General features: G+C 42.5%; 13 protein-coding genes. All 13 read right to left on the reverse strand.

From position 1 onward, the window contains the following. Positions 1–54 precede the first annotated feature (54 nt). Positions 55–549 (reverse strand): helix-turn-helix transcriptional regulator, encoded by a 495-nt coding sequence (locus G509_RS0111935; RefSeq protein WP_026991739.1) that lies wholly within the window; start codon positions 547–549, stop codon positions 55–57. Between the two features lie 704 nt (positions 550–1,253). Beyond that, the gene (locus tag G509_RS0111945) at positions 1,254–1,538 is read right to left on the reverse strand and encodes a DNA-binding protein (RefSeq protein ID WP_026991741.1); all 285 of its coding nucleotides are present in this window, start codon (positions 1,536–1,538) and stop codon (positions 1,254–1,256) included. A 499-nt stretch (positions 1,539–2,037) separates the two neighbouring features. Further along, positions 2,038–3,168, reverse strand: a complete 1,131-nt coding sequence (locus G509_RS0111955; RefSeq protein ID WP_242604862.1) for a hypothetical protein — start codon at positions 3,166–3,168, stop codon at positions 2,038–2,040. Beyond that, positions 3,155–4,018, reverse strand: coding sequence for a conjugative transposon protein TraN (gene traN, locus G509_RS0111960; RefSeq protein ID WP_035739124.1), 864 nt, complete (start codon positions 4,016–4,018; stop codon positions 3,155–3,157). Before traN ends, G509_RS0111955 begins: the two co-directional genes overlap by 14 nt. 16 nt (positions 4,019–4,034) lie before the next feature. Beyond that, positions 4,035–5,312 carry a conjugative transposon protein TraM gene (gene traM, locus G509_RS0111965; RefSeq protein ID WP_026991745.1) on the reverse strand — a complete coding sequence of 426 codons (1,278 nt, stop codon included), beginning with the start codon at positions 5,310–5,312 and terminating at the stop codon, positions 4,035–4,037. A 4-nt stretch (positions 5,313–5,316) separates the two neighbouring features. Next, on the reverse strand, positions 5,317–5,814 hold the full coding sequence (locus G509_RS0111970; protein WP_026991746.1) for a hypothetical protein: 498 nt from the start codon (positions 5,812–5,814) through the stop codon (positions 5,317–5,319). A 3-nt stretch (positions 5,815–5,817) separates the two neighbouring features. Then, positions 5,818–6,426 (reverse strand): conjugative transposon protein TraK, encoded by a 609-nt coding sequence (traK, locus tag G509_RS0111975; protein WP_242604861.1) that lies wholly within the window; start codon positions 6,424–6,426, stop codon positions 5,818–5,820. Between the two features lie 29 nt (positions 6,427–6,455). Continuing rightward, positions 6,456–7,526: a conjugative transposon protein TraJ gene (gene traJ, locus G509_RS0111980; protein ID WP_242604860.1), complete on the reverse strand. Its 1,071-nt coding sequence runs from the start codon at positions 7,524–7,526 to the stop codon at positions 6,456–6,458. 142 nt (positions 7,527–7,668) lie between these two features. Next, entirely contained in the window at positions 7,669–8,304 is a 636-nt protein-coding gene (locus G509_RS0111985; protein ID WP_026991749.1) for a hypothetical protein, read from the reverse strand. Between the two features lie 4 nt (positions 8,305–8,308). After that, positions 8,309–8,932, reverse strand: coding sequence for a hypothetical protein (locus tag G509_RS0111990; RefSeq protein WP_026991750.1), 624 nt, complete (start codon positions 8,930–8,932; stop codon positions 8,309–8,311). A gap of 11 nt (positions 8,933–8,943) precedes the next feature. Beyond that, on the reverse strand, positions 8,944–9,648 hold the full coding sequence (locus G509_RS0111995; protein ID WP_026991751.1) for a hypothetical protein: 705 nt from the start codon (positions 9,646–9,648) through the stop codon (positions 8,944–8,946). 11 nt (positions 9,649–9,659) lie between these two features. Then, positions 9,660–12,128, reverse strand: a complete 2,469-nt coding sequence (locus G509_RS0112000; protein ID WP_026991752.1) for a TraG family conjugative transposon ATPase — start codon at positions 12,126–12,128, stop codon at positions 9,660–9,662. Positions 12,129–12,155: 27 nt separating this feature from the next. Beyond that, positions 12,156–12,470 carry a DUF4133 domain-containing protein gene (locus G509_RS0112005; protein ID WP_026991753.1) on the reverse strand — a complete coding sequence of 105 codons (315 nt, stop codon included), beginning with the start codon at positions 12,468–12,470 and terminating at the stop codon, positions 12,156–12,158. Positions 12,471–12,477 lie beyond the last annotated feature (7 nt).

The following is a 12,477-nucleotide window of genomic DNA, read 5'->3' on the forward strand; positions in this document are numbered from 1 at the left end:
ATTGCGAAGAAGTTCGTTTACCGTTTGCCAATGCATAATTAAGCGTTATTATAGTTAGGGCTTATGGCTTCTCGTGAACTTAGCCTTTGTACTAGGGTTTGAGATGATACTCCGTACTTTCGGAGTTCCATAAAACCGGATTATTTCTTTCTTTTCAGTAATATTCCCCCTTTCAAATATCCGCTCAATGACTGCCTTTGACTTTTTCTCCCAGTCAATTGTATCAATATCCGTATCCCAGAACAAGCTTTTTCTCAGGCGCGTAATATTAGGCTTTGTTATTGTGGCATCTTTTAATTTTTGGATTTCAATGTCATAATAGGTTTGTAGTACCGCTAATGCACCTTCTTCCAAACTAAGCGCTTTTTCTATTTTTAAAGCGGCTGATAAGGGTAAAGGCCTTTTTGCTTTTATAATCTGGTTAAAAGATTGAGGTGCAATACCTATTGTTAAGGCAAAAGGGCGTTGTGCAAGTGCTCTTTTTTTTAGTTCACGTGCTACTATCGCTCCGGGATGGATTCCTTTATATTTATGAAATTGCATATCCATACATCAAATGTAAGCATTTTTGCTTACAAAATAAATGGTTATTTAGTTTATATATCACTCTAATTTGATATTTCACATTAATTATATGTACTATGAAATCTTAAACTATGATCTTTAATTATTTTTAGGTTATACTATTTCATTTCTAAAGTCTGGGGGGTGGTAGTAGGGACTGCAATTTGTATACCCAAACGATTGAATCTGTTTAAAATAGTTACAATATGGATCAGGACAATATTTCTGCAAGTAAAGCAGCTATCTTTCTGTCCGTGCTTCTTTCTTAACAAGAACAATTAAGACAAGGCCAGTACTTGTGGAAATGATTTTGACATTGAAGACAGCAAAGCAGGGGAGAAGTGCGTTAAATAGTAGAATATATTTATTAAATGAAAAGCCATAAAAATTAAACTGTACTAACATAAATCCTATGTTAATACCGTTTTAATAAATCTATTTCACTCCTGCAATCAGGATGGTAGGAAGGGATATATTTTATATATCCGAAATCCTGTAGTTCTTTAAAGTATTTATGGTAGGTCGGTAAAGTATTTACATGTGACAATTTCATAATTTTGCTACGGCTAACCTGGATCGTCCGATACTGTTTTTGCTTATACGCTAATGTCAGTATTGCAAAAAGCAATGCCAAATGCCAAACAGATAGCCTCTCATCCTTCTCGAATGAGGATACATACTTCAAAAGTTCAGCCGCTTTCATGGTTTTTTTCTTCTTCGTTAAACAATTGCTGTAAGTCTGCCTTGTTATAATAATAGGAACCGAGAATCTTTTTAAAACGTACCTTCCCGGTAATCCTTAAATTTTGTAATGTCCCCGGTGACATATCCATCAGTTTTCTAACCACCCTGCTCTTCAACCAGTCGGGATGAATATCCTCCTTTTCACTTGATTTACCAATCATTGCTCTTATGTTATCCATTAAGAGCAGGCCAAATTGCCTTAGATCGTCTTTAGTGATACCTTCGCTCATGATAGTTTTTTTAATTATTGAATAGTTACATAAACACGTTTTACACTTATACTATACAGGATTAGAAAAGTAAATTGTACTCCTTTGATTCCTTTTACGTGTAGGGAGGTATACAATGTATCCGTACTCGCTCAGTTCTTTCATACACCTGTGGTAGGTGTATGGTGCTGAAATCTTAGCAATATCCATTATTTCGTAGCGGTATGCCCTCACAGGTACTGCAAACCCTTTTGTGATCCAGAACTGCAACAGCGCGGCGTAGATTCCGATATGTGTTGTACTGATCCGGTAGTCTTTATTAATAGCTGTAAAGAAGTCCGTAAAAGGCTTTTGTAATTCCATTACCTGTTAATTGTTTTGGCCTGTTCCACATATTTAAATCTGTAGCTTCGCTGAAATACAGGATAATATTACTGTAGTTCAGGTTTTAATAATCTAAGCCATTCCTGAGTAGTTACATTACGTTAGTCAGACTCAGCAATGGCTTAGTGGCTTGCAACTATCTCATGGAGTTGGCCTGGCTTTTTCTTTTCGGCTTGCCGCCTACGTCGTCTTCAGCATCCTGTCCCTGTTTTGCGCTTTGCTTAGCAGAAGATTTCTCGCCCTGTGACTGCGTTTGGTCATTAGACTGCCTGTTGTCAAGCCTTTTCATGTGTTCGTCATAGACATTCACAGCCTTAAATTGCGGGTTAGCCTCAACAAAATGCATAACTTGCTTGCCATCCTTTTCAAATGTTACAGCCTGCCTGTTTCCCCTGTTTAGGGAATCAACCAATTGGTCTTTTTGCTGTTGGTCCGACAGTTCCCTGATCGGATGTTTGGCTAGTTCTGCTTCAAGGTCATAGCCGTAATTCTGGTGGAAATGGTTTAGTTTGTAGTTACCACGCTCGTCGGGAGACTTGAAGTCCATTTGAACCCAGGAATTATATCCCTCGCCCTCTCTATTGATTAAATCCTTATTGACGGCGCGGCCCTGCATCAGGTTATAGGCTTCTTTTAACGTCATGGTATTCCCATAATTGATGTAAAAGGTCTGCTCGGTCTTTTCTTTGGAATATTCATTCTCTAAATTGAGTTTGTAAGAGTTAAAGAAATACATATCGGTTTGGTCAGACTTCCTGAAGTTTAAGGTTGCTACAGCTGCATCCTGGCCATACTGTGAAGTGTGCTGTAGGGTAAATTCCGGAAGCTTCTGTTCAATTTTTGCCCTTAAGTCATCCTTCATTTCTTCACCGAATCCGGTAAATTTTACCTGTTTTTCCAGGTATTCAAAATTTTTCTCGTTCATGATTGTATTGTTTACATTAATATTTTGATCTTTTATGCTCTCACTATACATTGTTGCCAATCCTGAAATTTCAATGGCTTCATTTACTGTAGTATCAATACCAAAAGGCACTACTGCCCTTAAATCTTCGATGACCTGTTGCAGCGGCAAGCTCTTGTAAAAATCTATATCAGTAGACATCTCATAACAATGCTCTGAAGCTTCGTAAGCTGTTTTAAAATAAGCCAGGTTACTTATATCCGATACCTCGTCAGTAGGAAATGCTACGAGCACAAACCCTTCGCCCGCCATTTGGGTCATCGATTTTAAAAGTTCATTAGTGTCGTAACTATTGATGATCATTACTGCCGGCATTTACAGGTTCAAGCAGTACCGAATTAAGAATAGTCCTGTCTTTCAGACCCAATTCCAAATGCCGCCCCCCGTTTTTTTCCATAAGCTGTATAGCCATGTATTTCTGATCGGGGATGGTGAACTTGGGCAATGCATAGATGACAGTATTTTGGCTGTTACCTTTTACCTGTATAACGGGGCTATCAACATAGACAGGTGTAAGCTCTATCTCCTGGGAGGCAGTCCTTTTTGCCTTTTTTTGGTCACGGATGAAAAAACGCAGTTGCTCAATATCATAGTTAATATTGGAGTCGTTTTTAATCGTTATCCTGTAATACAAAATTCCCTCGTGAATGAATAATCCCGTAAGACGGAACCTTATATTACTCTGGTAATCCTTTACACCCCCTAACTTTTTCCTGTGCGCTAAAGCCAATGTTGAAAATTGTTTAAGTTCTTCTGCATTGGCTCCATTTAATGAAAATGCATTTACGGGGGCTCCATTTTCAGATTTAGTAACTTGTATATTCAAAACTTTAGGCTGCTCGTTATAGTTGAGCAGGAAAGAATAGAGTTTTCCATCGGAAGTTATTACCGTCAGATTCGTTTCTGTAAAGCATTCGACTGCTGCTTTTACCTGTAATACATTTTCAAAGCCTTTAGCTTTCTGGACAAGTATATCCAGGCTGCCCCTGTCAACACTTTTAATAGCGTAAGGGAACATGATACTTGTAGTCTTTGTACAGGTGATTGACAAAGAGTCCACCTTTATGACGGTACCCGTGATATTTTGCTGCGGGTAGGCCAAACTGATCAACAGGAGGAAACAAGTTGTTACGATTAATTTGATATTTTTCATGATACTATAATTAGAATTAGTGGGTAGTTTTTTGTTTTTCATCTTTCAGCAGCACCTGGTAACCGGATTTGACGACCACTTTGATCAGTTTAATTTTTTTACTGAAAAGGCTTTTGGCAGCTTCGATACCTGCACCTGCCGCCTGCGCACTCCACGAATCGTCGAGAGTTGCCACACCTAAGGTCTGTACTGACCTGTCCGCCGATGCTTTGCCTACATCACGGCTGATCGCACCGGGAATATAAATACCCTCCATGCCGTCCATATCATACACCGAAAGTTCCACAGGAAATAGTGAATTATTAAACCGCAGGCTGTTTATAGTTATAGAAAGCCTTTCACCTTTAAGGGAGGCAGTACCAAACAGGAAATTATCTTTAGGGACTTTAATCCCTTTAATGAAGATATCTGAGGCCAGCCTTAGTTTTACCGTGGAGCCATTTACTACGGTTTGTGTTTCATGGATAACAGCCTGTACCGCATTTTGAAGGACATCGGCATAAACAGGTTCCTCAATAGAATAAAATCCGTTTCGTGTTGAATGGCCCGACGCTAAAGCCGGACTACTATTGGATATATTCAATGAGGATATAATTTCTTCCGATGTACCGGTGCCGACCGCGAAAACCTGTCCGCGTTGCGCTTCTGAGGCCTTTCTCAATTTTTCCTGTGCCCTCTGCGGGTGCTGGATGTCAAGGATATTCTCAAGCATCCCGTTTAGTTGCTGCATTTCGGGATCAGCTCCCTGGGGCTGGTTCATCGATTGCATCATCGCTTCTAATTTTGCAATATCCCCTTCAGCATCCTCAGAAGCGGGCTTTGTATATCGGGATGCTACATTATGTCGCTGGGATGTTGCCGGCTTGTTCATTGCTTTTTGAAGGGCTTCTAATTTCCTATACACCCTTTCTTCATTAGGGTTGCGGTACCCCGAGGTTTTCAAGCCGCCGTTACTTCTCTGGGATGTGGTATCCTGTAACGGTTTTTCCTCATCTGTCTTTGTGGCCTTCGATAAATAGTTAGGGTCTTTTTTTATCAGGTCTTCAAGTTTAGCGGAATCAAGCGCAGCCCTCTCATAATAATTCATCTTGTCTAAGGCGGTGCCTTCTTTTAGATTGGACCCCGGCAAGGTCAGGTTAAATCCTTCCTTCACCACATTTGCGTTTACGGTATCCATTTTGCCCCCTCCCAACGCCCAGAATGCCATAGTTATAAAAGGCAGTACAAGCAGGGGCAATACCAAAAGCATCTTACGTTGCCTGAGTAGTTTTGCTGATTTAGTTTTCTCTTCCATGATATTAATGTTTAAGATTTCGGTAATAATAATTTTCGACTATAGTTAAGCTATCAAGCAGCCCGGAATAATTATTTACTATACTGTCGTAGGCTTTAGTCCCGCTGGTTGTAGTTTTAAGGCTGTCCAGATAATGTCTGAATGTTATGATGCGATCCATTTCCTCATCAGTGATAACAGCCTCGCTTTTATGTGCTATTGTTTTAGACAAGACAGCCTGCCGCGAAATTTTGGTTGTAGTTATTGAGCTTGTTGCTTCGACATGAATTAGCAGGCTATATACTATTAAGTATGTGCTGTAGGCCCCTGTTACAAAGCAGAAAAGCACAAGGGTTGCAGTTAGTTTCTTTTTGGACCATTTAGAGGTTTTCCTTGCCATCCATTTTGCCCACTTTATCTGGACAAATGAATATCCTTTGGCAAACTGCCGTGCTATAGCATTAGGAACCGGCGTATTATTTTCGCCCGGCTTATCGTTGTTTTTTTTAAATAGTGCTTTCATAATCTACTTTCTGTTTTCGGTACTTAAATCGCGGTTTTCAATGGTGTTCCAACGCTCTATCAAAAATCCATGGGGGTTGTTGTCGCTGCGTGAAACGTTTCGCAGGTTTCCCTCTGTGATCAGGCTCCTGTGGGCAATACTCGTCGTCCTTATAATGTTTTGTGTGGCGTAGCACCTGAAGTGGTACGGGTAATCATTTAAGCTCACCTGGACACTATCCACGACAATGGTCTGGCTGACGTTTCCTGAAATAATACCGGAATAATAATCGTTCTCTTTCAGGTCGTCGTAAACACGTTTTGCGCTGTCATCTGCCAGATACAGGGCTTTGGTGACATTGAAGCGGATGACCTTTTCATCGGGATCAAGGGTAAAGAAGAGTTTATGGAACGTCTTTACATGGTCCCTTGCCTCAACAGGTATGTTATCTTTCCTATCGGAAGCATAGGCTTCGAGGGCTTTGCCATTGGCAAGGATGTATACTTTTTCCTGCATCCCGGCCACAAGGCTAAAGCTTTTGTAAAGCGCAAAACCACTCAGTAGTATGCATGCCGCAATAATGAGCATGGTAAAACCCCGTACATGCCGGAATGCGGTATCTATATTTTTCATTTTAGTGAACATAGTGGTTGTAATTTAGGTTATGAGTTGCCTTTCAATTTGTCGTGCTGGTGGCCGCCGGACTTTTCCTGCCCGCCATTTTGGTAACCATCCATAATGTCTAAGGGTGCGTGAGCCATATTTACAAGGCCACTGCCAAAACGCTCTGCAAAAGCCCCACCACCAACATTGCCATAATGTATAGCCGAAGAGCTGCCACTATTAAAAAGGCTCGTTACTTTTTGGCTTAATCCGCTGCCGCCGGCCTGTACAATGTAGTTGGCGACAGAGGGCACCGTAAAATAACCTGTGATACCAATGATCATAAAAGCGAGATAGGCCATATCGGTCTTGCTGAAAAAGGTATCGCCGTAATCGTTTACCTGCTCGATATCGAGCATCAGCATCTTTTCCTGTATCTTACCAATGATACTGCCGAAGATATTGGCCACCGGCAGCCACAGGTATATATTAATATAGCGTGCCAGCCAGGCAGTGAGGGTATGCTGGAAACCGTCGAACACAGACAGCCCAAATACCAATGGCCCAAGAATTGAAAGTACTACAAGCTGGAAGGTTCGCAGGGTGTCGATACATAGTGAGGCAGCTTCAAACAATACCCTGAGTACTTCGCTCATCCATTCTTTTACAGAATTCTGGAAGTTATAGGCTGCCTTTGCCATAGCGAATTTGATAGAAGTCCCAATGCCCGATATAAGCCCCTGATCATCGGGGTCATCGCCGTCATGGGTATATTTATACCAGCGGTCTTCGTCACCGCTACCGTCTTCCCCAACGTACATCTGCCAGACATCCGTTGTCTTTATGGCCTCTTCTTTCTTTTGAAGCAAAACTTCTATAGCTTTGTTAGAGCCTTCCACCATGGCTGCGGTAGCAGTTACCGTCGGCTTCATGATGCCGTTGATCATAGCCAGTACGGAGGGGAATATCATAATGCAGAACCCAATAACAAAAGGGCGGAACAGCGGATAGAAGTCTATGGGCTCAGCACTTGCCAGGTGGCGCCAAACCCTTGATGCGATGTACCAAAGGGCAGCAAACCCTGCAATTCCCTGTCCAACACCGAGTAGGTTACTACATAAAGGCATCATCTCATCATAGAGTTGCTCAAGGACGCCGTGAAGGCTGTTCATTTCATCTCCAAGGCTTTGAGCGTTTGCAGAATAGGGCAATACCGTCCCTGCGGCTGTAAGGGTTACAGCCTTGCTTATCTTTTTCATAGTAGGAAATGTTTTAGTTGTTTATCCTGTAAATGCTGCGCATTGTATTTACTTCGTTGCGCTCTTTGGCGCGCTGTACCGCAAGCACTGAAGTGTTGTTATTAAAGTCCCTTAGGAAAAGCAGCTTGTCCTGCATATCAGCATGGATTTTATCAATGGCTTCAAGGCGTTCACTGTCTGACATGCGTAGTTCCCCGGCAGTAATTACAACAGTAAGTTCATCAAGGTTGCGAAGGCTTTGGTTAAAGAGGTTATCGTAGATACGCTCGAGATAACCTAGTTCTTCATCATTAAAATCACCGCTATCCCTGAAACGATTCAGCGCTGTCGAATATTCATGCACCAACTGTATCTGGTACTCTATGATTTCAGCGACTTTTTTATAATTCCGCACCGTGGGGCTTACTTCCAGGAGCGCATCCAGGAATGTCTTATGCAGGCTGAAATTCCCTTCCGTGAGGTCCTTTACCGTGTTATAGCCACTCGTCAGTATTTCATAACCTTTCTTCATGTCTTTAAGGATCTGTCGGAACTGCGCCAGCTTCTCGATATTAAGTGCCAACTGCTGCAATTCCTGGGCTTGTGCATATCCCGTACTTGGGCAGGATAAAGAGATTGTCAGCAGTAGTAGTATACATAGCTTTTTCATAATTTCAGTCGTTTATGCCGCGCAATGCACGGGCGTTTTGTACATCCATCTTTTCTTTAATCCTCGATATGGCAAGTACTTTGGCGCTATTGCCGAAGCGCTTACAAAAAATATAGTTGTCCGTCATATTCGCATGGAGCATATCAATACGTGCCATGCGCTCATCGTCTTTCATTTCCAATTGGCCGTCGGTAACCACTGCTTCCAGATCATTGAGAATACGTTCGCAGTCTTCCAGCAGCTTGTCGTAAACCTTCCCCACGTACGCCAGCTCATTGCCATTAAAAAAATCACCATCCTGTTGTAATAAATTCCGGGTATTGTTAGAGCTCTGCAGTATTTTAGCCTGTAGGGCAATGATTTCAGCAACCTTTATGTACTCTTTAACTGCTGGGTTAACCATCCTCAGGGAGCTGAAATAACCGGCATGCAGGTTGAGTTCACCGCGTTTAAAATCGCCGATAACGTCCAGCCCCTTTTTAACCGTACTATAGCCATCCTGTACATAGCCTATATAAATGTGCAGGGCAGCTATCTGCTCCAACAGTACTTTAACCTGCTTGTTCTGTGCCTGCAGGCTACCTGATAATAGACCGGTCAGCAGGCAGTATAATAATAGCTTTTTCATCTTATAGCATTTTAAGGTATCCCGTAGTAGCGTTTAACCTGATTTATATCATTGATCGATTTAGCCCTCTGGAGGCTCAATAACATATTTTGCTTATTAAAGAGCTTCAGGTCGTCGTAATTGGCATCGATCTGGTCGGCCGCTGCATTAATTAGTTCCAGCCTTTTTGCATCGCTCATCTGCGTCGTAAACGAATCCAGGATCATGAAGATCAGGTCTATATTTTTGATGCTCTCATCCAGTATCCCTGCATATACTTTATCCATATACTGCAACTCGCCATCATTGAAATGATCATCCTGCCTTAAAAGTTCCCAGGCCCTCTGATACTCATTCACCAGACGCACCTGTTTATCGGTAATATCCCTAATGCGCTTATAGTACGTGATGACTGTTTTCACCTTCATCAATTCATCATAATACTCTTTATAGAGTTCCTTCTGTTTTTCCGTCCACTCCGATATTTCATCCAGCTTTAGCTTTGACAACGTATTTTCCAGTTTTTTCTGGGCATTCTGCAGCCAGATCGTCTTGTTCTGCAAGCGCTGGATCCGAAGGTCGATGGCTTTGATGACTTTCTTAATGGCTTCCTTAATGATATTGACCAGCGGTATAGCAGCCGTTGTAGTTGAACTTGCAGGGATAGCAGGCAATACAGGCGGCGCAGCCAGTAAAAAGCAGAGGAGCAAAAACGTGATTTTAGTTTTCAGTTTCATGGTAGTGTGTTTTAGATTCCGTTACGTATATCATTAGCCAGTGCCGCAATGCCCTTTTTTATGTCACCGTCAAATTTTTTAGCATAGGCCTGCACCTTGACTTTTTCCGTTTCTTCCGTTGTGTAGACCAGATATTCTTCCAACGATACTTCGGTGCGGTAGACCTTTGACTGTGTGCCCCCGAGGGATATGAAAACTTCTTTGTATTTCCTGGAAGGGTCATTAGCCTTATTCATCGACAGCACAAGGGCTTTTTCCTTATCGGTAAGGCCAAGCAGTTCCTGTATTTGGTCGAATTTGTTTTGGTACTTTGACTGGTCTAAGAGTATCTTACAGTCACTGTTATTTACAATGGCCTGTTTTACCACCGGAGAGGATATGATGTCTTCAATATCCTGGGTAACCACAATAGCCTCACCAAAGAATTTCCTAACCGTTTTAAACAGGTACTTTATATATTCTGCGAAACCTTCCTTCATGAGGGCTTTCCACGCCTCCTCGATCAGTATTGTCTTGCGGATGCCTTTCATCTTTCGCATCTTGTTAATGAAGACTTCCATGATGATGATCGTCACCACAGGAAACAGTATAGGATGGTCTTTAATATTATCCAGTTCAAAAACGATAAAGCGCTCCTGCAGCAGGTCAAGATTTTCCGTAGCGTTCAGCAGGTAGTCAAATTCACCTCCCTCATAATAGGGGCGGAGCACATACAGGAAATTGTCAATATCAAAGTCCCGTTCCTTTACATGGTCGTCTTTTAAAACCTGCACATATTCATCGCGCAGGAATTCATAAAAACTATTGAAGCCCGGGAATAAGTCATCTTTTGCTTCGAGGTGGCTGTAATAGCCCGCTATGACATTAGATAAGGCTACATATTCACTTCGACGGAACGACTCATCGTCCTTCTTCCACAGGGCCAGCAGTAATGTTTTAATACTTTCTTTTTTTTCGGTATCCAATGCGTCGCCCTCCCCGATAAAAAAAGGGTTAAAACGGATAGGATTTTCGGTGGTGTACGTGAAGTAGTAACCGTTTACCATATCGCATAACCCTTTATAGCTATGGCCTACATCCACAAGTACGATGTGCGTGTTCTGTTCATAATAGCTGCGTTCCATATGATTGGTGAAAAAAGACTTCCCACTGCCCGAAGGCCCCAAAATGAATTTATTCCGGTTGGTGATAATTCCCGTTGCCATGGGTTCATCACTAATATCAACGTGTACCGGCTTTCCGGTCAGGCGGTCGCCCAAACGGATGCCGAATGGGCTTATAGAAGAACGGTAGCCGGTCTCCAAATTGAAGAAACAGGTAGCCTGCTCTGCAAACGTATCAAAGGTATCGTTCATTGGAAAATCAGCTGCATTACCGGGTATGCCTGCCCAATAGATCTGCGGGGCGCCTACGGTTTCCTGCTTGGCTACGGCATCCATTTGTGCAATAGCCGAGGAGATCATATTTTTCAGGTCTTTAAGCTCCTCTTTAGTATCGGTCCACGCCAGTACATTGAAGTGTGCCTTAACCGGTAAACGTTGTTGCCCAATCGCCTCATTCAGGAAATCGTTGGTGGCATCCCTGGAGATCGTATTCTCACGGCTATAGGCCGATAGGGATTGCAGGCGCAGCCTTTTACTTTCCAGTTTTTGGAGTGTCTTTTGGGCATCTTCAATAAATACATACTGGTTATAAATATGGTTGCACGAAAGCAGTTGACCCAAAGTGGAAGCGAACCCGACACTGAATTTAGTTTTGTCCGTAGAATACTTATCATAGTTGATACGGCTGCCGCAGAGTGCCGGCAGGTCTTCAGCATCCGCCAGTGTGTATAATTGGCAATATTTGTCACCGACACGCAATCCCTCATCGAATTTGAGGTCGTTAATGATAAGGTCGTCCGCTTTGTCTGCCAGGTAAAAATACCGTTCGATCAGCCCAAGCTTGTCCTGATGGCTTTTTAGCGCTTCTTCTTTTAGCCTTGTTAATTGTACAAAACCGCTGTCTTCCAGTATCCTCTGGAACTGGCCTGCACTGTCCAGAAATTCCTGTAGGAGCTGTGGCTTCAGGGTTTCTTCCGGTACCACGGTAGTACGCAGCAGGCTGGAGAAAAGCGATGTTGACGTTTTACGGCCTGCCGGCTTTTTAGTCAGCATAATGTAGCAACTGTGCTCTAAGAAAGGGCGTTCGTTAAAAAAACGCTCGCTGCTGCGGCTAAGAAAACTTGTATCTTCCTTTGTAAAATCAGCCGTGTAGCTGCTGTCCAGGAACCAGTCCTGTTTATGGAATATGCTGAATTTTGGGAGTATCTTAATGGCCTTTACCCACGTCTGATGGAAGGTTTCATATTCCTGGTCGGAAAGCGTAAAGATCTCCGGAAGGTCCGCACGGAAGACTATGGTTACATCTCCCTGCTTGCTGATGATACAGTCATGTTCCACATCCATTATGGGAAACATATTTTCAATTGTCTTTTCCATAGTATTGTCGTTACATAGTTTGATGGCTTATTTTTTAAGGAATATCTGCCTGCCGCGTATTTTGATAACTTTAGGTACCTGCTTTCGCGCCATTGCTTTCATCAGGCCATGCTCACCATATTTATTGCTCATCCCATACACTTTCATTACCAGTAGTGCGCCTGCTATGAGAATTACTCCCACGCAAATTAAGGAGGGTAGGCCTATGAGGTACATTGCGGAAAACACTACCAGCAACGCGGCGATGCCACCCCCGAGATACCATATATATTGTGCTTTCAGCCCCTTGAATTCTATAGATTTATTAATCCCTTTATTGACTTGGTAGACGCTGTTTGACATAATTAGT

This window comes from Flavobacterium subsaxonicum WB 4.1-42 = DSM 21790, from assembly GCF_000422725.1.
GTDB classification, from domain to species: Bacteria; Bacteroidota; Bacteroidia; order Flavobacteriales; family Flavobacteriaceae; genus Flavobacterium; species Flavobacterium subsaxonicum.